The 22222-nt window shown below is 62.9% G+C and carries 22 protein-coding genes and 1 pseudogene; 11 read left to right on the forward strand and 12 right to left on the reverse strand.

The features are described from left to right. Positions 1-57 precede the first annotated feature (57 nt). Positions 58-843: a L,D-transpeptidase family protein gene (locus tag JNB71_RS12200; RefSeq protein WP_220372030.1), complete on the forward strand. Its 786-nt coding sequence runs from the start codon at positions 58-60 to the stop codon at positions 841-843. Between the two features lie 447 nt (positions 844-1290). On the opposite strand, the gene JNB71_RS12205 is transcribed toward JNB71_RS12200, so the two are convergent. Next, a complete protein-coding gene (locus JNB71_RS12205) occupies positions 1291-1770 on the reverse strand; it encodes a MarR family winged helix-turn-helix transcriptional regulator (RefSeq protein WP_220372031.1) in 480 nt (159 codons plus the stop codon). Between the two features lie 136 nt (positions 1771-1906). Here JNB71_RS12205 and JNB71_RS12210 point away from each other — a divergent pair, with 136 nt between their 5' ends. Beyond that, the gene (locus tag JNB71_RS12210) at positions 1907-2329 is read left to right on the forward strand and encodes an organic hydroperoxide resistance protein (protein WP_220372032.1); all 423 of its coding nucleotides are present in this window, start codon (positions 1907-1909) and stop codon (positions 2327-2329) included. A 147-nt stretch (positions 2330-2476) separates the two neighbouring features. On the opposite strand, the gene JNB71_RS12215 is transcribed toward JNB71_RS12210, so the two are convergent. After that, complete coding sequence (locus JNB71_RS12215; RefSeq protein ID WP_220372033.1) at positions 2477-4027, reverse strand: helicase HerA-like C-terminal domain-containing protein; 1551 nt, start codon at positions 4025-4027, stop codon at positions 2477-2479. Positions 4028-4314: 287 nt separating this feature from the next. Between JNB71_RS12215 and JNB71_RS12220 the strand changes: the two genes are divergently transcribed. From JNB71_RS12220 to JNB71_RS12230, 3 genes are all read left to right on the forward strand, one after another. Beyond that, positions 4315-4713, forward strand: coding sequence for a hypothetical protein (locus JNB71_RS12220; RefSeq protein ID WP_220372034.1), 399 nt, complete (start codon positions 4315-4317; stop codon positions 4711-4713). A gap of 436 nt (positions 4714-5149) precedes the next feature. After that, complete coding sequence (locus JNB71_RS12225; protein ID WP_220372035.1) at positions 5150-5629, forward strand: MarR family winged helix-turn-helix transcriptional regulator; 480 nt, start codon at positions 5150-5152, stop codon at positions 5627-5629. A 17-nt stretch (positions 5630-5646) separates the two neighbouring features. Beyond that, positions 5647-6327 (forward strand): GNAT family N-acetyltransferase, encoded by a 681-nt coding sequence (locus JNB71_RS12230; RefSeq protein ID WP_220372036.1) that lies wholly within the window; start codon positions 5647-5649, stop codon positions 6325-6327. An 87-nt stretch (positions 6328-6414) separates the two neighbouring features. Here JNB71_RS12230 and JNB71_RS12235 read toward each other — a convergent pair whose 3' ends face one another. Together JNB71_RS12235 and JNB71_RS12240 are read right to left on the reverse strand one after the other, a co-directional pair. Then, entirely contained in the window at positions 6415-7251 is an 837-nt protein-coding gene (locus JNB71_RS12235) for an aldo/keto reductase (protein WP_220372037.1), read from the reverse strand. 118 nt (positions 7252-7369) lie between these two features. After that, a complete protein-coding gene (locus JNB71_RS12240) occupies positions 7370-8551 on the reverse strand; it encodes an MFS transporter (protein ID WP_220372038.1) in 1182 nt (393 codons plus the stop codon). A gap of 169 nt (positions 8552-8720) precedes the next feature. Between JNB71_RS12240 and JNB71_RS12245 the strand changes: the two genes are divergently transcribed. Beyond that, positions 8721-9614: a LysR family transcriptional regulator gene (locus tag JNB71_RS12245; protein ID WP_220372039.1), complete on the forward strand. Its 894-nt coding sequence runs from the start codon at positions 8721-8723 to the stop codon at positions 9612-9614. A 136-nt stretch (positions 9615-9750) separates the two neighbouring features. Then, entirely contained in the window at positions 9751-10446 is a 696-nt protein-coding gene (locus tag JNB71_RS12250) for a gamma-glutamylcyclotransferase (RefSeq protein ID WP_220372040.1), read from the forward strand. A gap of 43 nt (positions 10447-10489) precedes the next feature. On the opposite strand, the gene JNB71_RS12255 is transcribed toward JNB71_RS12250, so the two are convergent. The 4 genes from JNB71_RS12255 to JNB71_RS12270 all read right to left on the reverse strand — a co-directional run bounded on the left by JNB71_RS12255 (position 10490) and on the right by JNB71_RS12270 (position 14893). After that, positions 10490-12451, reverse strand: coding sequence for an elongation factor G (locus JNB71_RS12255; RefSeq protein WP_220372041.1), 1962 nt, complete (start codon positions 12449-12451; stop codon positions 10490-10492). A gap of 106 nt (positions 12452-12557) precedes the next feature. Continuing rightward, positions 12558-13325: a trans-aconitate 2-methyltransferase gene (gene tam, locus JNB71_RS12260; protein WP_220372042.1), complete on the reverse strand. Its 768-nt coding sequence runs from the start codon at positions 13323-13325 to the stop codon at positions 12558-12560. A gap of 193 nt (positions 13326-13518) precedes the next feature. Further along, positions 13519-14169, reverse strand: coding sequence for a haloacid dehalogenase type II (locus JNB71_RS12265; RefSeq protein ID WP_220372043.1), 651 nt, complete (start codon positions 14167-14169; stop codon positions 13519-13521). Positions 14170-14317: 148 nt separating this feature from the next. Further along, entirely contained in the window at positions 14318-14893 is a 576-nt protein-coding gene (locus JNB71_RS12270; RefSeq protein ID WP_220372044.1) for a phosphatase, read from the reverse strand. A gap of 180 nt (positions 14894-15073) precedes the next feature. Here JNB71_RS12270 and JNB71_RS12275 point away from each other — a divergent pair, with 180 nt between their 5' ends. Next, a complete protein-coding gene (locus tag JNB71_RS12275; RefSeq protein ID WP_220372045.1) occupies positions 15074-15442 on the forward strand; it encodes a VanZ family protein in 369 nt (122 codons plus the stop codon). Between the two features lie 41 nt (positions 15443-15483). Here JNB71_RS12275 and JNB71_RS12280 read toward each other — a convergent pair whose 3' ends face one another. Both JNB71_RS12280 and JNB71_RS12285 read right to left on the reverse strand, forming a co-directional pair. After that, positions 15484-15651 carry a Thivi_2564 family membrane protein gene (locus JNB71_RS12280; RefSeq protein WP_220372046.1) on the reverse strand — a complete coding sequence of 56 codons (168 nt, stop codon included), beginning with the start codon at positions 15649-15651 and terminating at the stop codon, positions 15484-15486. Between the two features lie 134 nt (positions 15652-15785). Then, on the reverse strand, positions 15786-16826 hold the full coding sequence (locus tag JNB71_RS12285; RefSeq protein WP_220372047.1) for a zinc-dependent alcohol dehydrogenase family protein: 1041 nt from the start codon (positions 16824-16826) through the stop codon (positions 15786-15788). A 154-nt stretch (positions 16827-16980) separates the two neighbouring features. Here JNB71_RS12285 and JNB71_RS12290 point away from each other — a divergent pair, with 154 nt between their 5' ends. Beyond that, the gene (locus JNB71_RS12290) at positions 16981-17871 is read left to right on the forward strand and encodes a branched-chain amino acid aminotransferase (protein WP_220372048.1); all 891 of its coding nucleotides are present in this window, start codon (positions 16981-16983) and stop codon (positions 17869-17871) included. A 222-nt stretch (positions 17872-18093) separates the two neighbouring features. Here JNB71_RS12290 and JNB71_RS12295 read toward each other — a convergent pair whose 3' ends face one another. Further along, the gene (locus JNB71_RS12295) at positions 18094-18795 is read right to left on the reverse strand and encodes an aspartate/glutamate racemase family protein (RefSeq protein WP_220372049.1); all 702 of its coding nucleotides are present in this window, start codon (positions 18793-18795) and stop codon (positions 18094-18096) included. A gap of 393 nt (positions 18796-19188) precedes the next feature. Between JNB71_RS12295 and JNB71_RS12300 the strand changes: the two genes are divergently transcribed. Both JNB71_RS12300 and JNB71_RS12305 read left to right on the forward strand, forming a co-directional pair. Continuing rightward, positions 19189-20511 carry an NAD(P)/FAD-dependent oxidoreductase gene (locus tag JNB71_RS12300; protein ID WP_220372050.1) on the forward strand — a complete coding sequence of 441 codons (1323 nt, stop codon included), beginning with the start codon at positions 19189-19191 and terminating at the stop codon, positions 20509-20511. 159 nt (positions 20512-20670) lie between these two features. Beyond that, positions 20671-20976, forward strand: a pseudogene (locus JNB71_RS12305) (aminotransferase class IV); the annotation flags it as partial. Between the two features lie 229 nt (positions 20977-21205). On the opposite strand, the gene JNB71_RS12310 reads toward JNB71_RS12305, so the two are convergent. Next, positions 21206-22015, reverse strand: a complete 810-nt coding sequence (locus JNB71_RS12310; RefSeq protein ID WP_220372051.1) for an alpha/beta fold hydrolase — start codon at positions 22013-22015, stop codon at positions 21206-21208. Positions 22016-22222 lie beyond the last annotated feature (207 nt).

The following is a 22222-nucleotide window of genomic DNA, read 5'->3' on the forward strand; positions in this document are numbered from 1 at the left end:
CGTGGCGTTTTCGGCTACGCCTTCGCCAATCCGCGTCAACGCCATATATAGAGTTCAATGACACTGTCCAAATCGCTCTCCCGCCGGCAATTTCTCAACATCTCCGGGCTTGCCGTGGCCTCGGCCGGCCTTGCCGGATGCACCTCCTCGATGAACACCGACCGGTTTCGTGCCGAAACCGCGCCCTATTTCCGCAATCCGGCGCTGGAGGGCCGTTTCAGCGATCCGCGCTACGGGGCGGAACTGGAGGGGCCGGTCTATGGCGGTGAGCCGAGCGGCCTGCCGGCGCAATCGGCCTATTATGCCGAGATGTACGGGCCAAAGGTCGACGAAGGTTTCAATATCCCGGCGGTCCCCTATCAGCAGATCGATGCGCGCTACTATCGCCAGGAGGTGCCCAACACCTTCGGCGAGAAGCCGGGCACGATCATCGTCGATACCGGCGAGCGCTTCCTCTATCTGATCCAGTCCGACGGTTCCGCCATGCGCTACGGCGTCGGCATCGGCCGCGAGGGGTTTGCCTGGTCGGGCAGGGGGGTGATCCAGTGGAAACAGAAATGGCCGCGCTGGAAGCCGCCGAACGAGATGGTGGCCCGCCAGCCGCAACTGGCACAATATTCGATCGCCAATGGCGGCATGCCCCCGGGCATCGACAATCCGCTGGGCGCGCGGGCGATGTATATCTTCCAGAACGGCGAGGACACGCTCTACCGCCTGCACGGGTCGCCGGAATGGCAATCGATCGGCAAGGCCGTTTCCTCGGGTTGCGTGCGGCTCATCAACCAGGACGTTATCGATCTCTACGACCGCGTCCGCACTGGCGCGCCGATCCTGGTGATCTGAAACTTTTCGCCCGGGTGGGTGCGCAGGCTGCCGTCACAGTCCGCGACAGTGGCCGCCTCACCCCTTTTGCCCTGCCGGGCATCTCCCCCTCGATTGGGAGATTGGCGCGGGGGCGGCCTCTTGCTCAGATCTCCCTTTTTTTGGGGGTAGGACAATCGCATAGGAGCGAAGGCGATTGCGCCAAACTCCCTCTTCTCCCCGGCGGGGAGAAGTGCCGAGCTTATGCGAGGCGATGAGGGGGTTTCTCGGCAATTTCGGCGCCAGCCGCCCCCCTCATCCGGCGCTTCGCGCCACCTTCTCCCCGCGGGGGAGAAGAGGAAGCATGCGATTGGCCTGCCCTTGTGGGAGATATCACCAAGTACCGGAGGGGGATTTCCTGTCGTGTCGTGCGGAGCTGCGCCAGCGGCGCCGTAGAACATCGCAACTGCCGTGGCCACGCAGCAGGCGCTAAACCCCGTTGTGCTCGTCGAGATGCCGGTTGAGGTCGTGCAGCGCCGAGCGCAGGGCGGCGGCTTCCTTCATGCTGCATCCGGTCGCCTTGCCGATTTCCATCAGGATTCCGAAGGCCTCGGTCTTCAGCGCCACGCCTTTTTCAGTCAGCGCGATGATCACCTGCCGCTCGTCGCCCTTGTCGCGCGTGCGGCTGACGAAGCCGGCCGTTTCCAGCCGCTTGAGCAGCGGCGACAATGTGCCGGAATCCAGCCCCAGCTCCTCGCCAATGCCTTTGACGGTCATGTTGTCGTGCTGCCAGAGCGCCAGAAGCACGAGATATTGCGGGTAGGTAAGGCCGAAGCGGTCGAGCAGCGGCTTGTAGGTGCGGTTGAACGCATGCGCCACGGAATAGACGGCAAAACAGAGCTGCTGGCCGAGCGCCAGGGCCTCGCCGTCCTTGAGATCGTCCTTACGCGTGTCACTATCGTCGGTCATACCGAGTATCCTCGCAGTTTTGCCGATGGTTTGCAATTTGCAAAATTATATTGCGTCAAATTTAATTATGCGCTATTGAAAGTTCGGACAAACCAACTGCCCCGCAAACAACCGCCTGGAAACAAGGAGACTGACCATGCCCATCCTCTACACCACCAAGGCATCCGCAACCGGTGGCCGTGCCGGCCGTGCCGTCAGCGAAAACGGCGTTCTCGATGTTACGCTGACCGTTCCGAAGGAACTCGGGGGCGACGGCGCCACCGGCACCAATCCGGAACAGCTCTTTGCGGCCGGCTATTCCGCCTGCTTCCTCGGCGCGCTGAAGTTCGTCGCCGGCAAGGAAAAAGTGAAGATCCCGGATGACGCCAGCGTGACCGCAACCGTCGGCATCGGCCCGCGCGAGGACGGCACCGGCTTCTACATCAATCCCTCGATTTCCGTGAACCTGCCGGGCATCGACCGCGAAACCGGCGAAAAGCTGGTCGCCGCCGCCCACATCGTCTGCCCCTACAGCCACGCGCTGCGCACCGCGACGGAAATCCCGGCGACGCTCGCCTGAGCGACAAACGATCTTGAATGACAAAGCCCGGGGAGCGATCCACCGGGCTTTTTTTGTAGTTGGAAAGCATCTTCCTGATCACCGGGCAGAATCAAGACGGCGGCCCATCCGGAGCCGCCGTTTTCATTTCCAGAACCCGACGGCTCGCTACCGCTTCAAGCTCCCCAAAATCCCGCGCACCAGGGCTCGGCCGAGCGAGGATGCCACCGTGCGGGCGACGGATTTCATCGCGGCTTCGGCGATGGTTTCGCGCTGGTAGCCGGAGCGGGCGCGCGGCCTTGCCTCAGTCGAAGCCGGCTCGTCGTCGCCGAAGCCGGGCAGGGTCCAGCGGCTGCCGCCGGAGGCGGGCGGCGCTTCTTCGGCTTCGCGTGCGGCTTGCGCCTGTTCCGCCGCCTTGGCGGCGCGCTTGGCCAAGAGTTCGTAGGCCGATTCCCGGTCGAAATCCTCGTCGTAGAGGCCGGCCACCGGGCTGATCTTCATGATGTCGGCGCGCTCGGCCTCCGTCAGCGGCCCGACGCGGCTCGAGGGCGGGCGGATCAGCGTGCGCTCGACCATCGACGGCGAGCCCTTGCCTTCGAGGGTGGAGACCAGTGCCTCGCCGGTGCCGAGATTGGTAATGACCGTTGCACAGTCGAAGTCCGGGTTCGGGCGGAAGGTGTCGGCCGCCGTCTTCACCGCCTTCTGCTCGCGCGGCGTATAGGCGCGCAGCGCATGCTGGACGCGGTTGCCGAGCTGCGCCAGCACCGTGTCCGGGACGTCGAGCGGGTTCTGGGTGACGAAATAGACGCCGACGCCCTTGGAGCGGATCAGCCGCACCACCTGCTCGATGCGCTCGAGCAGCACCTTCGGCGCATCGTTGAACAGGAGGTGCGCCTCGTCGAAGAAGAACACCAGCTTGGGCTTGTCCGGATCGCCGACCTCCGGCAGTTCCTCGAACAGTTCCGACATCAGCCAGAGCAGGAAGGTGCCGTAGAGGCGGGGGTTCATCATCAGCTTGTCGGCGGACAGCACCGAGATCGCGCCGCGGCCGTCGCGGGTCGTGCGCATGATGTCAGAAACCTTGAGCGCCGGCTCGCCGAAAAAGTGCTCGGCGCCCTGCTGCTCGAGGATCAGAAGTTCGCGCTGGATCGAGCCGGTCGAGGATTTCGAGATGAAGCCGTATTTGCTGGAAAGCTCGGTGGCATTCTCGCCCATATAGGTGAGCAGCGCCTGGAAATCCTTGAGGTCGAGCAGCGGCAGGCCGCCTTCGTCGGCGATCTTGAAGGCGATGTTGATCACGCCCTCCTGCGCGTCGCTGGCATTCATCAGGCGGGAGAGAAGCAGCGGCCCCATCTCGGAGACGGTGGCGCGCACGCGGTGGCCTTTTTCGCCATAGAGATCCCAGAAGATCACCGGAAATTCCTGGAAGCTGAAATCGCTAAAGCCGATTTGCTCGACCCGCTTCCTCACCCAGTCCTTCTCCTCGCCGATCGCGCCGATGCCCGAGAGGTCGCCCTTCACGTCGGCGCAGAACACCGGCACGCCGGCATTGGAAAAGCTTTCCGCCAGGATCTGCAGCGTCACCGTCTTGCCGGTGCCGGTTGCCCCGGTGATCAGGCCATGGCGGTTGCCGAACTTGAAATCGAGATATTCGGGCTTGTTGATCGTGTCGTCCGGCTTCCGGCTGGTGCCGATGTAGAGCTTCCCGTCCTCGAGCATAGGGTTCTGTCTCCATTTTACCATGAAAGCCGCGGGCTCGCCGAACGGCGCGGGTTTCATCACATTGTTTTCCAAGGGATGTTATAGGAGCAGTGCTTGCCACCGGCAACAGAAGGATTGTAGCGGGGCGGGGGCCGAGCGCGCCCCATGGCCGCATTGTATTCGCCGCCGAGGCATGAAACGATGGCCGGGCTCGCGCTGTGGACAGCGGTTCGAACGGCGCTTGAGTTTCAAGCCGAGATAATTTACGTTGACGTCAACGTCAAAAAACACGAGGAGAATCCCCAATGAACGAACTGATCACCCGCGTTGCGGACAATGTCGGTATCGACCCGGCAACGGCTGAAAAGGCCATCGGCATGATGCTCGGCTTCCTGCAGCGCGAAGCCGCCGACGGCCCGGTCGCCAAGATGATCGAAGCCATTCCCGGGGCTTCCGAAATGGTCGCCAAGTTCAATGGCGAAGGCTCGGGCAATGGCGGTGGCCTGCTCGGCGGTCTCCTGAGCGCAGTCGGCGCCGGCGGCGGTGTCATGGCGCTCGGCCAGCAACTGATGTCGCAGGGCCTCGGCATGGGCGAGATCACCGCCCTTGCCAAGGAAACCATCGGCTATGCCAAGGAAAAGGCCGGTGCAGACGTCGTCGACGAAGTCGTCGCTTCGGTGCCGGGCCTCAGCCAGTTCGTCTGATCAAGGCGGTTTCGAGATCGTTCACGGCCGCTTCCAGGCGTGCAAGCGGCCGTGAATACAGGCAGCACCAGCCCGCCCCGGATCGTGCGGTGGACGGGCCGAAAGATCCATGACGGTGCCCGTCGCACCCACTGCATAGGCAGGCGCAAAGGCAGCACTTCCGGCGATCAGCAAGCGGCCCTTGAATCTTCCCCGAGCGGGGCAAGGTGGAGAGCGGGAAGCTCGCAAGCCCGGAAACGCGAACTCGATGAGAATCGCGCGGGGCGAGGTCAGCATCGGAATGGCCGGCCGATCGTCCATCTGAAATCAGCAACGCCGATATTTCGTCTTCAACAGGATTTTGCCATCGCCGACAGGGCGATGTCTTCGTCGGACGGCATTCTTGACATTATATATGCGACGTTATATAACGCGTTATATAAATCGGAGTGACCACATGGCTGAAGATGTCGTTCGTGCTTTCGGCTTCCTGAGCCTCGGTACCCGCATGAAGCGGATCGGCGAACGCCTGCAAGCGGACACCCAGAAGATCATCGATGAGATGGGCGTCGAAATCGCTGCAAGCCAGTATCCGCTCCTCGCTGCGGTCGAGCGGCTTGGTCCGCTGGCGGTCGGCGATTTGGCCGATGCGCTGGGTGTGAGCCAGCCCGGCGTGACCCGCAGCATCGCGCAACTCGTCGATCTCGGGGTGCTGCGCGCGGAACCGGCGCCGGATGATCAGCGCCGCAAGTTCGTCAGCCTTACGGCGCAGGGGCAGCGGCTGGTGGATGAAGCAAAAGAAGCGATCTGGCCGCGCATCGAAGCGGCTGTCGCCGACCTCTGCGGCAAGCTCGATGGTCCGCTGCTCGATCAACTGGCAGCGATCGAAGACGGGCTTACCGCTCTGCCGCTCAACCGGCGTGAACCGAAACCTTGAAACAAACGGGTGTTGAGATGAGCCATATCCTCGACCGGCCGATCTGGAGTGCCCTCGCGACCCGCCATGCGGCCCTTGCCGAAGGCAGTTCCCTGGCAAGACGCTATCAGCCATCCGTCAGCGCCTTTGCTGCTGCTCGCGATGACCGGCAAGAGAGCCTCGAAGCGCTCGGCCGGCTTGTGGCCGGCGACGAAATGCTTCTGCTGGCAGAGGCAAACGAAATCGTTCTACCACGAGGCCTGCAGATCCTCTCCACCGCCGATCTTGTCCAGATGACGGCGCAACAGCACCTACCCCTGCTATCCGACCCGCGCATCGAGCAGCTGGGCGAAGCCGATGCCGCGGAGATGCTGGCGCTGGCCACCCTGACGAAGCCGGGACCTTTTTCCATCCGGGCACAGGCGTTCGGCAATTTCTGGGGCGTCAAGATCGATGGCCGGCTTGTCGCCATGGCGGGAGAGCGGATGAAGCAGCCGGGATACACGGAACTGAGCGGCGTCTGCACCCATCCCGACGTCCGCGGCAAAGGGCTCGCGCGGTTGCTGTCGCGGTTCGTCGCGGGACAGATCTTCGCGAAGGGCGATCAGCCCTATCTCCACGCCTATGTGACGAACACGGCCGCCATCGCGCTTTATCAGACAATCGGCTTCAAGATCCGCTCGCCGATAAACGTCGCGGTCGTCGCGCCGGCGGCGTGAGAAATCCCTCTTGCGGTTCTGCGATGTGAGGGCAAGACAATTTACCGCTCTCCACCCGCCACAGGGGCGGGCAGAGGCGAGCGTCTTTCAGGCGGCCTTGTCCCAGACGGGGGCGAGGCCCTGTGGGTTGACGATGCGGCCATCCGGCTCGGCGAGCAGGTGGATCGCCTTCATCTCGTCGGTCGACAGCACGAAATCGAAAATGCCGAAATTCTCCGCGAGCCGCGACTGCGTTGCGGTTTTCGTCAGGGCGACGACGCCGTGCTGCTGTATCAGCCAGCGCAGCACCACCTGCGCGGCGGTCTTGCCATGATGGCTGCCGATGTCGTTAAGCACCGGATCCCTCGGCACGCGGCCGTCGGCCATGGCGTAGTAGGCGGTGATCGACATGCCGAGACGGTCGGCGTCCTCCAGCACCTTCAACTGGTCGAGGTAAGGGTGATATTCGACCTGGTTGGTGACCAGTGGTGCCGCGCTCAGCCGTGCGGCCTCGTCCATCTGGTGGGTGTTGAAGTTGCTGACGCCGATGTGGCGGACCTTGCCGGTCTCATGGACGGCGTTCAGGCGCTCGATCTGCTCGGCAAGCGGCACCGGGCTTCCCGGCCAGTGCAGCAGCAGGAGATCGACATAGTCGGTTTTCAGCTTCTGCAGGCTTTCGTCGACGGAAGCCGAAAAAGCGCCTTGCCTGTAATTGTCGACCCAGACCTTGGTCGTGAGGAAGATATCGGCGCGCGGCACGCCCGACTGCTGTATGGCGGTGCCGACTTCCGCTTCGTTGCCGTAGATCTGCGCGGTATCGACATGGCGAAAGCCAATCTTCAGGGCTTCCGGCACGATGCGCAGCACGTCCGGGCCGGGCATGCGGAAGGTGCCGAAGCCGAGGGCGGGAATGGCGGCGCCGTTGGCGTTGACGATCGGTTGCATGAAGTTTTCCCTTTTCGAGGCCGCCCGGCCTGTAGTGCCGGGCGTTTTGGATGAAACAGGCCTATAGATGTGGCAGGCGGGGATCGGGTCAAGCCGGCCGGGGTTGGCCGCTTTTCCGTCAGGCGGTCTGGGCAACGGGCTCGAGCCTGCGATCCAGCATGCTGCTGACCAGGGTGAGAACCAGCGCGCCGGCAACAAGAATTGCCCCCACCCATGGTGTCGCCTGCAGACCGAGCGGCGAGGCGACCACCAGGCCGCCGATCCAGGCGCCGGCGGCAATGCCGAGATTGAAGGCGGCGATATTGAGTGCCGAGGCGACATCGACTGCGCCGGGGCGGTGCTGCTTGGCCAGTTGCACGACATAGAGCTGCAGGCCGGGCACGTTGGCAAAGGACAGGAAGCCGAGGGCCGCAAGGGTGATCAGGGCAGGGATCGTCGAGACCGAGGTGAAGGTGAACAGCGCCAGAACCGCAGCCTGGGCCGCAAACAGAAAGGTCAGCGCCTTTACCGGACTGCGGTCGGCGATGCGGCCGCCGACGATGTTTCCTGCAGCAATCGCAAGGCCATAGAGCACGAGCACCAGGCTGACGGAGGAGGCGGCAAAGCCGCTGACCTCTTCAAGCATCGGCGCAAGGAAGGTGAAGGTAACGAAGGTGCCGCCATAGCCGAGCGCCGTCATGCCGAAGACGAGGAGCAGGCGGCCCGAGCCGAGCACGCGGACCTGGTCGAGAATGCTGGCGGGGGCCGCCTTGGACAGCGTTGACGGCAAAAGCGCGGCGATTGCGGTCAGCGCGATGGCGCCAAGCCCTGCGACGGCCCAGAAGGTGGCGCGCCAGCCTAAGGTCTGGCCAATGACGGTGCCGAGGGGAACGCCGGTGACGATGGCGACCGTCAGGCCCATGAACATCAGCGCGATGGCCGAGGCGCGGCGGTTGGCCGGCACGAGCTCGGCGGCAATGGTCGCGCCGACGGAGAAGAACACGCCGTGCGAGAAGGCGGAGAGGATGCGGCCGACGAGCAGCATTTCATAGGAGGGGCTGAGTGCCGACAGCGTGTTGCCGGCAATGAACAGCATCATCAGGCCGAGAAGCAGCGGCTTGCGCTCGATCCGGCCGGTCAGGGCGGTGAGGATCGGCGCGCCGAAGGTAACGCCGAGCGCATAGATCGACACGATCAGCCCGGCGAGCGGCAAGGTGATGGCGAGATCGGTGGCAACCGTCGGCAACAGGCCGACAATGACGAATTCCGTGGTTCCGATCGCATAGGCCGCGATCGTCAGTGCATAGAGGGCAAGTGGCATGGGAGCACCTTTGGTCGCCCGTGGGAGCCGGGCTTGGGTTTGGCGGCGGCACACAGGATCTCCGGGCCGCCGCTGGTTTCGTTGGGCGGACTATGGATCAAAGGGACTTGCGCGATAATCGAGATGAATGGATAAATACCTGTGAAATGAATTCATAGGGTGAGGGTGGATGGACAATAGGGCAGGGGAGATGGAGGTGTTCGTCGCGGCGGCGGAATTGCAGAGTTTTTCCGCAGCCGGGCGGCGGCTGAAGCTGTCGCCCTCCGCCGTCAGCAAGCTCGTCACCCGCATCGAGGATCGCTTGGGTACGCGCCTTCTGGTACGCACGACCCGCTCGCTGCTTCTAACGGTGGAAGGGGAAATCTATCTCGCCCGGGCGCAGCGCATCCTCGCAGACATCGCCGAGACCGAGCGGCTTGTCGCCGAGGGTGGCCGGGCAACGCCGCGCGGCCTGCTGCGTGTCAATGCCTCGGTCGGCTTCGGCGAATGCTACATCCTGCCGCTTGCCGGTGAATTCCTGGCGCTCTATCCGGAGGTCCGGCTCGAACTGTCGCTATCGGACAGCCTCATCGACCTGATCGAGGAGCGAACCGACGTGGCGATCCGCGTCGGCCCGATGCGTGATTCGTCCCTGAAGGCGAGGAAGCTGCTCGACAGCCATCGCATCACGGTGGCCACGCCGGGGTATATCGACCGCCGCGGCCAGCCGAAGACACCCGCAGACCTGGCAGCGCACAATTGCATCGCCTTCACCTTCGGCAAGACGCCTGGCGAATGGCCGTTTCGCGATCCCGGCGGTGCCTCAGTCTATCTGAGCCCGGCTTTAGGCAATGTGCAGGCGGCGAGTGGCTCGATCGCCCGGCATCTCTGCCTGCAGGGGCTGGGTATTGCCCGCATCGGCAAATTCCACGTCGAGCGGGATCTCGAAAGCGGCGCTCTGGTCGAGGTGCTGAAGGAGTACAATCCGATCGAGCCGGAACAGTTCTATGCGGTCTTTGCGGGCCATGAGCATCTCGCGGCCCGCATCCGGGCGTTCATCGACTTTCTGGCCGAGCGGGTATGAGGGCATTGTCGGGTTACCCCGCATCTCTCTTATGGCTTGACTGGCAGGATGGCTCTGGCAAATGTGGTGCGGCATGATCCTCCCCATCCTTCTCTTGCCGTGCTAGTCCTAATTCCCGATGCCCAGACTGCGAAAAATGTCCCTGACGCCTGATCTCGTGGCGCTCTGTCACCGCGACATTGTCGATCCAGGTCCCGACGGGCGCTGGACCGCCATTACCGACGAAGGCTACAGGGACCTCGCCGAACGGCTCGAGCGGGAGAGCCACGGGCAGCCGCTGTGGGTGTTTGCCTACGGCTCGCTGATCTGGAAGCCGGAGTTCGAGGCGATCGACAGGCAGCGGGCGACCGCGTTCGGCTGGCACCGGTCCTTCTGTCTGCATATCAATCGCTGGCGCGGCTCGCATGAGCAGCCGGGCTTGATGATGGCACTGGAGCGCGGCGGGCGATGCGACGGTGTGATCTATCGCCTGCCGGACGGCGATCGCGTCGGGCAGATCGAGCGCATGCTGCGGCGGGAAGTCAGTTCCTTCGAAAATATCGACGCCGTCCGGTGGCTGCCGGTAAAATCCGAGAGCGGCCCATGCCGAGCCTTGGGTTTCTGGGTCGGCGCGAAGGGCGAGCGCATTCTCTCCCGCCGGCCGCTGGATGAGGTCGCGGGCATCCTGGCGCGCGCCTGCGGTCATTTCGGATCCTGCGCGGAATATCTCTACAATACCGTTTCTCACCTCGAGGATTTCGGCATCCGCGACCGCAACCTGTGGCGGCTGCAGCAGCTTGTGGCAGAGGAGATCAGGTCGATCCACGGGCCGGCCATCGCCTCGCTATCGTAACCGCGAAGCGGAAACGCGGATGCATTCGACGTGTTGCGGCGCTTCAGTGTTCGGCGCGTTGCGTCCCATGCGCCCTGACGATGGCGTCGGCTTCCTTGCCGTACAGTTCCTCGAAATGATCGAAGGTCTTGGAGAAATAGCCGATGCCTTGCGTTGCCGAGCGCAGCGCTCGCGCCAGTTCGTCGAGCGCACCGCCGGGAACGAGGGCCCGGAAGATGTCCCAACCCTTGGCGGTCTCATCCCGGTCGAAGCCGAGAACCTGACCCTTGAGCGCCGAGACGATCTGCACGAGGCTGCCCGAATAGACCGACGGAATGTGAATTTCGCTGCGGAAGACCGGCTGCATCAGCACGGCCGATCCTTCGGCCAGCGCCTGCCGCACACCCATTTTCGCCGCCGTCCGAAACGCGTATTCCGAGCTGTCGACGGTGTGGTGCTGGCCGTCGGTCAGCGTCACGCCGACGTCGATGACCTCAAAGCCGAGCGGACCCTTCTCCATCGCCTCGCGCGCGCCCGCTTCGACGGCGGGGATGTAGTTGCGTGGAACGACGCCGCCCTTGACGGTTTCCGCAAAGGTAAATCCCTGCCCGCGCTCGTTGGGGTGGATGCTCAGTTTCACGTCGGCGAATTGCCCGGCACCGCCAGTCTGCTTGCGATGGCGGTAGTGGACCTCCGACGGCTTCGATATCGTCTCGCGGTAGATCGGGCTGGGTGGTCGGTCGGTGACGGCGATGTGAAAGACGTCGGACAGGGTTCGGCAGAGATCGCGCAGGTGCACCGGCCCTTGGGTGCAGACGAGCTGGGCGCCGGTCCCTTCCTCTTGGCGGACCTTCAGGCCGCGGTCCGTCTCGGAAAGTTTGGCCAGCGTTTCGGAGAGCTTGTTCTCATCCCGCTCGCTGCCCGGCACGAGGATCCGCTCGAGCATCGGCGTTGCTGCTTCCGTCCACTCCGGCGGGGACATCGTCGCATCGGTTGTCAAAAGCGAGGGAACGGGCAGGTGGTCGGACTTGACCGTCGCGAAAACGTCTCCCGCCGCCGGGACGAACGGCGCGTTGGACCGGCCGTTGGCGGGATCCTGCACGGCCCCGAGCGTGGCACTGCCGAGCGACGCGCCTTGCTTCAGGCCCTCGCCCAGCGCGCGCACGAGCACGGTCTTGCCGACATTCTGACGATGATAGGCATGGAAGCTCACGGCCGCCAGCTTGCCGTTGTCGATATTGGCTGCGCGGGCAAGGCGCTCGCGAAGCGCCTCGACAGGCGGCGCCTCATGGCGCAGCGCCTTCATCAGCCGCATCATGCCGTTGCCATGGCTGGCGGCACCGATCAGCACCGGGATGATCTTGTTTTCCTTCAGGACGCGCGCGGAAATGGCATAGAGCGCATCGCTGGGCGGCTCGCGGTCTTCTATCAGCTCCTCGAGAAGCCAGTCGTCGAATTCCGACAGATGTTCCAAAAGCTCGGTGCGCGCCTCATGCTCGCGCTCAGTTGCGCTTTCGGGGATCGCGATCAGCGCTGACGTCTGGCCTTCGCGGTAGCGCCACGCCCGTTCCGAAATCAGGTCGCAACTGCCGACGATCCTGTCACCCTCGCGGATCGGAATCTGACGCAGCAGAAGCGTGTGGCCGGCATAGTCCTGAAGGGCTGCGATCACGTCCCTGAGCCGCCCCCTCGGCTCGTCCATGCGGTTGACGAAGAGGATGCACGGCGTTCCCGAAGCCTCGATCACCCGCAGATAGGGGGCGGCCAGCACGGCCTCCTCGGGGGCGGGCGAAACACACAGGATGCAGGCATCGCTGGCAAGAAGCGCGTGCTGCGCATGCACCAGCGCTTCGTTGCCCCCGGGCGCATCGAGCGCGCACCACGGTTCGCTTCCGAAGGTGAATTCCGTCAGGTTCAACCCGTAGGGGGAATTGGATTTTCTCGGTGCGCCCTCCAGCGAGCCGAGCTTTTCCACGACTGTCGATTTTCCGGTTTGCGAGGGTCCAAGTACAGTAAAGCAGCGCATGAGCGGTCCTCCCCTGCCATAAGCACAATTCTCGGCTCGCACAGGATGCCCTGAACCGGCCCGCCGCGCCAGAGGGGCAATTGTTCTTATTGGCTAAAGCGCGATGCTAGAGCCTGACCGCCACCAGAAACAGCCGCGGGAATTTCAACAGCACATGCCCGTCGGCGAGCGGCGGATAGGCCTCCCGGATCCGCCGGAGATAGGCGGCGAGATAGGCCTCGCGCGCAGCCGGCGGCAGGGCGTCGAGATAGGGGCGAAGGCCTGTGCCCTGCACCCACTCGACGATCGCTTCGGCATTGGCCAGCCGATGATAATAGATCGTATGCCAGACATCGATCTTGATCGATTTCGGTGCCAGCCGGTCGAGATAGACGGACGGGGCGGCAAGGGCGCTGCGGCGGCCATGGTTGACGTAGAATTCGCTGAAGCGGGGATCTTCCGCCAGCTCGCGCATGATGGCGTGCGTCGGTTCGTCGAGATTGTCCGGCATCTGTACGGCAAGGGTGCCGCCGGGGATAAGGTCGTCCATCAGCCGGTCGAAGACATCGAGGTGGTCCGGCACCCATTGGAACACCGCGTTGGCGAAAAAGAGCGCCGCCGGTTCGCGTGGTGCCCAGCGCGCCAGGTCGCCTTTTTCGAAGCGGGTATGCGCCAGCCGCTTGCGCGCTGCCGAGAGCATGTTCTCGTCGCTGTCGACACCCGTCAGAAGATAGGCCGGGAAGCGGTCCTGGACGAGTTCCGTCGAATTGCCGGGGCCGCAGCCGAGATCGTAGAGGGCGCCCTCGGGCAGGTTCGGCACATGTGCCAAAAGATCACGCGCCGGCCAGGTGCGCTCGTCCTCGAATTTCATGTATTGCTCGGCGGACCAGGCCATCGGCTTTCTCCTTCGGCGCACAGCACTGCCGCGTCCCCAGACGCGCAAAGGACGCTGTAACCCTTTGATCTGCTAAATAATTTTCCCTTGGATCGATTGCAGTTCAAGGAGTTGTGCAGCGTCACATGTTACCCAAAAGTCTGCGGCGGTTTTGCGGTAACGAGACGCGCGAAACAAAAATTAACCGTGCGCGCTACAGGCTTTCCAGCGTGGGGAGGATCAGAGACGGGCCGAACTCGGAATACTCGTCCGGCATATTGTTGCGATTGATCCAAACGGTGCGGAAGCCGAATTTGGTGGCGCCGGCAACGTCCCAGCGGTTGGACGACTGGAACGAGACGGCGTTCGGATAGAGCCGGTAGGTCGTCGTCACCATGTCATAGACCGCGGGCGCGGTCTTGAAGGCGCGCACCGTCTCGACGGAGAAGATGTCGTCGATGATCAGGTCGAGACCGGCCTTCTTGACCGCCGATTGCAGCATCTGCGGCGTGCCGTTCGACAGGATGGCGATACGCGCACCGCGGCTCTTGAGGCTTTTCAACACGCTCGGCACTTCCGGATAGCAGTCCAGATGCCAATAGGCGTCGAGCAGCGAGGCCTTGAGCTTCGGGTCGGCGGACGGAAACCGCGCAAAGGCATGGTCCAGCGCCTGCTCGGTCAGCGTCCAGAAATCCGCATGCGCCCCCATCAGCGTCCGGATCCAGGAATATTCGAGCTGCTTGGCGCGCCAGAGGTCGGAAAAGGCCTGGCCGTCCGGCCCCATCTCGCCCGCATGTTTGCGCACGGCCGCGTGAACGTCAAACAGGGTGCCATAGGCATCGAAGACATAGGCCGCATGAGACATCAAAAAACCTCCCGTCATTTCCTTCGCGCCGGCCCTTTTCAAATGCCAAAGGGAGCCGGCCGCCTTATCGCCGCTTCAATACGGTTTCTTTGCCGGGATCATGTCAAAAAATTGTGCGTTGCACAATCATTCTTCAAGAGAAAGCGGCTCAACTTTTTGCCGGTTTCCAGACCTTGGCCGGAAACCTGAGCGCCTGTTTGGCCAGCCGTCCCTTGAGCCCGAGCGCCGTGTCGCAAAGACCGGTCACATGCCGGTTGGGTTTGGCCTCCGGCCTCAGCCCATGCAGTGCTGCCGCCGCTTCGTCCGGTTCCATGTAGCGGGCGAGAATGCCGAGCGTCAGCGCCGTCGAGCGGCCGATGCCCCTCAAACAATGGACGAGCAGATGCGCGTCCTCCGGCAGGCTGTCGATAAAGGCGAAGGCCCGTTCGATCGCGTCGGCCCGCGCCGCTTCAGGCTCGTCGGGATCGGTGGCGTCGCCGAACAGAAGCTCCAGATGCCGCTCCGCCGGCAGATCGATCATCGACAGAAGCTTGGTTCCCGGCGCCCGGATTGAGATCAGGTGGCTCGGTGCCCAGAGCGCCCGATTGTGTCGCGCCTCGGTCTGCGAGGCGACGATCACCCGGATCGGCCAGCCGTTCGGGTGGGAAGGATTGCCGTCGAGCAAGGGCGCATAAAGCGCGTCCGCCTGCTTTTCAGCCGTCCGCCTTTCAACTGCAAGTGCCATGGTCTCCTCATTGATTCCATTGCCGATATGAAAATAGCGGCGCTGCCGGGAAGGGGAAAGTGAAAAAAGCCGGATCATCGCGCAAGGGTGGTGGAGGCCCGGGCCGCCACCACCAGGCGGATGCGCGCCGCAATAGCCATTGTGCGTTGCAATATAAATGCCGTCCGCTATTGTGACGCCATGATGACAAAGAAGTTTTTCAAATGGCTGGCATGGGTCGTGCTGGCCGCGCTCGTATTCGTGACCGTCTCGCCCATTGGACTTCGCCCCCATACATTGACGTCGGTGGGATTGGACCGCGCCGCCGCGTTTTTCCTGGCGGGTGCTGTTTTCGCCGTCGCCTATCCGAGGAGATGGATGTCGCTGGCGCTCTTTCTCGTCTTCTCGTCATTCGCGATCGAAACGCTGCAGGAACTTTCCCCGACCCGGCATGCGCGACCAGACGACGCCCTGGTCAAGGCCGTGGGGGCCGTGGCCGGCATCATCGCAGGCAAGCTTGCCCTGACCATCCGGCGCGGTATCCTCGCCCGCCGGCTGGCCAGGTCCTGACGCTCCGGCTAGGGGCGCCATGATTGCTCTCCCCGTCGCCGTCAAAAGACCGCGAGATATTTCAGCAGCGAAACAATGCCGATGATGATCACGATGATCTGCACGACCTGCTTGGTACGGCCGTCGATCGGCAGCCTCCCAACAAGGTAGAGAACAAGCACAATGACGAGAAACGTGATCAGAATACCGATCAGCATGGATGATGCCATTTATCACTCCACCACACAACGACGCGTCGCCGCGACCATGGTTGAAATAGGGCGCGTCACTCAGAATGGAAGTTGTGAGGGGCCGGAATGGTCGCCGCGGTTTTGCGCGTATCGGCCGGGCCTTGGCCTGAAAACTAAAACTGCGTGATCACGCTGATTCCCAGATCCTGCGCCGTGTCCATCGTCATCAGCGCCGGCACGGCCTCGTCGAGGCTGATGTGCCGGCCGATCAACTTTTTCGGGTTGAGCTTGCCGGTTTCGAGCATCGCCATCATCGCCTCGTAGCGCCAGGCCTGCATGCCGTGGCTGCCGTAGATTTCGAGCTCGTGGCCGATCACCTGGGCCATCGGGATCTGCGGTGCCGCATGTTCGCCGAGCATCAGGCCGACCTGCACATGACGGCCGCGGCGGCGGAGATTCTTGATCGAGTTGAAGCAGGTGACGGGCGAGCCGAGCGCATCGATCGAGACATGGGCGCCGCCCTTGGTGATCTCGCGCACGGCTTCTGCGATATCGCCGGTGACGCTGCCGTCGATGGTGGCGACGGCGCCGACCTCGCGGGCGAAGGAAAGCTTCGTCTCGGCAATGTCGATGCCGATGACATTGGCGCCGAGCGCCGACGCGATCATGATCGCCGACAGCCCGACGCCGCCGCAGCCATGCACCGCCACCCATTCGCCGCCGCGCACGCGGCCCTGGTCGACGATGGCGCGGAACGAGGTGGCAAAGCGGCAGCCGAGGCTGGCGGCGGTGGCGTAGTCGAGGGTGTCGGGCAGATGCACGAGGTTCTGGTCGGCATAGTCGATGGCGACATATTCGGCAAACGAGCCCCAATGGGTGAAGCCCGGCTGGAACTGGTTCGGGCAGACCTGGGCATTGCCGGAATGACACTCGCCGCAGCGGCCGCAGCCGGAGACGAAGGGAACGGTCACCCGGTCGCCGACCTTGTAGCGCATGACGCCCTTGCCCTTGGCGGAGACGGTGCCGGCCAGTTCATGCCCCGGCACGTGCGGCAGGGTGATATCGGGATCATGGCCCATCCAGCCATGCCAGTCGCTGCGGCAGAGCCCGGTCGCCTCGACCTTGATGACGACGCCGTCCTTGCTCGGGGTCGGGTCCGGCAGCATGCGGATATCGGGCATCTTGCCGAAGGCGTCGTAATACATGGCTTTCATCGAGCGGGTCCTTTTCTTTCGCGCGGCAGACTATGCGAGCGGTGTCATCCGATCCAGATTGGACGGCATGACTTTTTTTGATGTACCTATTTACCCCGTTTCTCGATTTTCCGGCTATTGCGGATATCAGAAAGATGAAAAACAGGAGACCGTCATGGCCGTCGATACATCCCCGCGCAGTACCACCTGGACCTATGTCGACGGCGAGTGGCTTTCCGGCAATCCGCCGCTGATCGGCCCGACCTCGCATGCCATGTGGCTCGGCTCGACGGTGTTCGACGGCGCCCGCTGGTTCGACGGCATCGCGCCCGATCTCGACCTGCATTGCCAGCGCGTCAACCGCTCGGCCTTAGCGCTCGGCCTCAAGCCCGTGGTGACGGCCGAGGATATCGAGGCTCTTGCCTGGGAGGGCTGCAAGAAATTCGACGGCAAGACCGCCGTCTACATCAAGCCGATGTACTGGGGCGAGCATGGCTCGGCAGGAAGCGTCGTCACGGTCGATCCGGAATCGACCCGTTTCGCGCTCTGCCTGTTCGAGGCGCCGATGGGCGGCGGCCACGGCGGCATGTCGGTCACCGTTTCCCCCTTCCGCCGGCCGACGATCGAATGCATGCCGACCGATGCCAAGGCCGGCTGCCTCTACCCCAACAACGGCCGCATCCTGGCCGAGGCCCGCACGCGCGGCTTCGACAATGCGCTGGTGCGCGACATGCTCGGCAATATCGCCGAGACCGGCTCGTCAAACGTCTTCATGGTCAAGGACGGCGTCGTCTTCACGCCGGCCGCCAACAGGACCTTCCTCGCCGGCATCACCCGCTTGCGCGTCATGACACTGCTGCGCGACGCCGGCTTCGACGTGGTCGAGACCACCCTGACCCTTTCCGATTTCGAAACCGCCGACGAAATCTTCACCACCGGCAACTATTCCAAGGTCGTCCCCGTCACCCGCCTCGACGACCGCGACCTGCAATCAGGCCCGATCGCCGCCAAGGCGAAGGATTTGTACATGGACTGGGCGCACTCGACGGGCCGGCAGGATTTGTGAGGATGCCGCCATCCGCGCGGCAAGCGGATGGCTTCTTCCTGGCGGCAGGGCAGGCTCTGGCCCGAAGCTGCCGGTTGCCGATCTCGGTGCAAATGACCGCTTCGCGCCAAAATGAGACGCCGACCGTATCACGGCGCCGAGCCAGGAGCCTGCTACGTTCGCTCCGCCAGGTATCCTGGTTTCAACGCATGTTTGGGTGGCCGCCTGCAGGTCAGCCGCACCTTAACCGTTAACGTTTTCCTTGACGTGGGGGTGGGCATTCAGGGCGGAAGCGATGTGCAGTACACCGAGTTCGGGACTGGTCAGTATCGGCACGCTGGTCTCGGACATCTCATTCAGGGCATTTGCCATCGATGCCTGGGCAAGAACAACCACATCGACGCTGTCAACGAGAGAGGCAAGACCTTGGCGGATCATTGCATCATGTGCCGCCCTGTCCCCGCTTCGCAATTTATCAAACGCCCCCTCACAAAGACGGCTGGTCAGCGAGACATTGAGACCCATCGTCTCGGCGTGGCGTTCTATCAAGCCGGTCGTCGGGCGCAGCGTGGACGCCAGGGTCGCCAGGACGCCAATTCGGCTGCCACGCCGTAGCGCCTCGATTGCCATCCCATCATCAACGCGGAAGAGCGGTACGGGGCACAGGGGCAGCGCGGCGTCGACAGCAGGGCCGAGTGAGGAACACGTGACGAGCACTGCCGAGGCCCCTGCATCCACCGCAGACCAAATCTGAGTCAAAAGCCGCCGCATCGTCTGATGGGATAGCGCGCCTTCGCGGATCGTGTTCGCCAACAAACTCTCATCCACCATGTTGAACGAGCGCCAGTCCCGCAGATGCAGACCTACGAGGTCATTGAACACGGGAATGATGCCGGGGACCGTATGGATCATCGCGAGCTTGGGGAGCTCATTGTCAGTCGTCATGGCGTTTAGACTCTGCTTCTGTTCGTGCCGCTCTTCATTTTAGACTGATGCAGGCGGGAATGAATGAGACCGATTGAACCTGTCCTTAGCCCGTAATGGCTCAAGATACGCTGCCGACAATGTTCCTTAGCCTATCGTGCCCAGCGCGGCAGTTTTGACTGTTGCCACCACCGAAACGGAATTTTCCGCTGCCTGCGCATCCCCACTCGATGCATTCTGCGCACCGACCTCAGATAGCTTTTGGGCTCATGCCGAGGTCGCACGATGATAGAAAACTCTGGTCCAGGTGACCAAGGATAAAGGTCTTTAGAGCAGCACTTCGTCCACCGTTCCCTGCCGAAAGGCAGCAAAGACTGCCGAATGTCTCGGCCCAATCACTTCAGGACAGCCTCCATGTCTCCTCTTCTCAAACGAATACACAGCGATCAAGAGCTTCCCGCCAAGGCGGATGTCGTCGTCATCGGTGGCGGCATTATCGGTGCAACGGCGGCATTTTTGCTCGCAGAGCGGGGCCTGTCGGTTGCCTTGGTCGAAAAGGGTCGCGTCGGCTGCGAACAGTCGAGCCGCAATTGGGGTTGGTGTCGCCAGCAGAATCGCGATGAGCGGGAGCTGCCGCTATCAGGCGTCGCCTTGCAGCTGTGGAGTGAGTTTCAGTCCAAGATCGGCGAGGATGTCGGATTTCGCCGATGCGGTTTGCTCTACGCGACAGATAACCCGAAGCAGCTGGCCGAATGGGAAAGCTGGCGTGACTTGGCCCGGCGCTTCAACGTCAATACCAGGATGCTGAGCGCCGAAGAGGCCGCTGCGGCGATCCCGGCCAACGGCCGCCGATGGCTCGGTGGGGTCCATTCCGTCGACGATGGCAAGGGCGAGCCTTCGATAGCAGCGCCGACGATCGCCGAGGGTGCTCGGAAATTCGGCGCGACGATCCACCAGGAATGTGCTGCGCGAGGCCTTGACCTGGCGAACGGGGCGGTGTCCGGTGTGATCACCGAAAAAGGCCTGATCCGAACAGAGGCGGTCCTCTGCGCGGGCGGTGCATGGACGTCGATGTTTTGCCGCCAACACGGCGTGCTCTTTCCGCAAGCAAGCGTGCGTCAGACCGCTCTTCGTACCCGGCCCATGGCCAATCTTGGTGAGGCGATCTATACGCCGGAAGTTGCGCTCACCCGCAGGTTGGACGGCAGCTACACGCTTGCGATCAGCGGCCGAGCGATGCTCGACATCACGCCACAAGGCCTTCGCTATGCGCGCTGGTTCATGCCTATGTTCGTGAAGCGTCTGAAGGCGGTCCAGTTCGGGATCGGCGAATCCTTTTTCAAGGGTCCGGAGGCGTTCGGAAGCTGGAGCGGGAGTGGGATATCGCCCTTCGAGAAGACGCGCATACTTGACCCGTCTCCGAACCGTCGGACGGCCGCCGCCATCTTGAAGCGGGTGAAGGAGCAGTTTCCAGCTTTGGCTGGAGTGGAAATCGCCGACAGCTGGGGAGCCTATGTGGATTTCACTCCCGATGCGGTGCCGGTCATCTCGCAGGCCGATGGCGTAAAAGGCCTATATTTGGCCGCGGGATGCTCTGGTCATGGCTTCGGACTTGGACCCGGCATCGGCAGATTGGCGGCCGACCTGGTTACGAACGATACGCCCTGCATCGATCCCACACCCTTCCGCCTGTCGCGACTCGTCGACGGTTCGAAAATCAAAGTGGGCGCAATCTGATTGGTGAGCCGATCGCGGGAAAGCCTTGAGATGATGGATTACGATGTGATCGTCGGCGGAGCGGCTGCGCCCGCTGGTTCGACGGCATCGCGCCGGATCTCGACCTTCATTGCCAGCGCATCAAACCGCTCGGCGCTGGCGCTCGGTCTCAAGCCCGTGTCAAACGTCTTCATGGTCAAGGACGGCGTGGTCTTCACGCCGGCCGCCAACAAGACCTTCCTCGCCGGCATCACCCGCTTGCGCGTCATGACGCTGCTGCGCGACGCCGGCTTCGACGTGGTGGAGACCACCCTGACGCTCTCCGATTTCGAAACCGCCGACGAAATCTTCACCACCGGCAACTATTCCAAGGTCGTCCCCGTCACCCGCCTCGACGACCGCGACCTGCAATCAGGCCCGATCGCCGCCAAGGCGAAGGATTTGTACATGGACTGGGCGCACTCGACGGGCCGGCAGGATTTGTGAGGACGCTGCAGGTCAGCCACCTGCGCGGCAAGCGGATGGCTTCTTGGCGACAGGGGGGCAAGGGACTGGCTCTGGCCCCCGTTGCGGACTCTACCAGACTGCAGCGCCTTGCCCCTAATTAGCCTCTAAAGCATGTCGCGCAAAAGTGTGCAGCGGTTTTGCGCAAACGACATGCGTAAAAACACAGACCTGAAGCGCGACAAGCGTATCTGAAAGATCGCGATGCGCTTTAGTCCCGACGAAAGAATGCCGCCAGTTGTGCTTTGACCTTTCCAGCCCGTTCGACGGGGACCATATGTGTTTCGCCGTCAAACATCACCAGCTTGGCCGCGGGAATGGCTTGAGCTGCCATTGGCATCGTTCCGGCGAAAAACTGGTCCCGGCTTCCTCCGATGATCAGCGTGTCTGCGGTCACACTCTTGAGGTCCGATGCGGGCAGCTCGCTTTTCAGCATTGCCTCCAGATACCGGACGATAACCTCACGCCGGCCAAGCTTGCTGACGAGGCGGTTGCCTCCCAGGCCGATGCGAAACCAAAGCAACAGGTTGAGCCACGGTCTGCGGAAGACGGAGGTAAATTCCTGTATCAGCGGTTTCAAGAGGCCCTTGCGCGCCAGTTCGGCTTGCCGGATGAGCCTTAGCCGGCCATCGGTGGAGAATTCATGGGCGCCGGCCATCAGCACCAGCTTGCCGACGCTGTCAGGGAAGCGAGTGGCGACATGCGCAGCAACGACCGCTCCGTAGGAGATGCCCAACAGCGTCGATTGGCGGCCGAAGTGCTGCAGGATGACGGCGTTGATATCACGCGCAAGCCCTGCAACCGAGAGGTTGGCCGGCGCCGGATCGTAGCCAATGAGGACAAAGCTGCGGTTGTCGGGCAGGATGCGGGCAATACGTCTCGCATCCTTGGCAAGGCGCGCGCTGTCAGGCTTCATCATGAAACCCTGTCCGCCACTAATCACGAGGATTGGATCGCGATCGGTGCCGACTTTTGCATAGGGCAACCGCCCCAGGAACAAGCCTGTTTCGATGTTGTGCATGGACTGTGGCCGGCGCTTGCCGACCCCTCCTTGAACTTGGGCTGCCGGGCCAGCGGTCGCGCCGGTGGCTTCTATATCGGAGCCCGAAAAATCGAGTTTACAGTCCCATAGGCGTGCTCGTGCCGATGGCCATTTCTGGCTCCGAAGGTGACATCTATGCGATTGAATCGAATAGCGCGAGCCACATTGTTCGGCGGTTCTGGCACG

Origin of the sequence: Rhizobium herbae (assembly GCF_019511375.1) — a bacterium.
Lineage (GTDB): Bacteria > Pseudomonadota > Alphaproteobacteria > Rhizobiales > Rhizobiaceae > Pararhizobium > Pararhizobium herbae_A.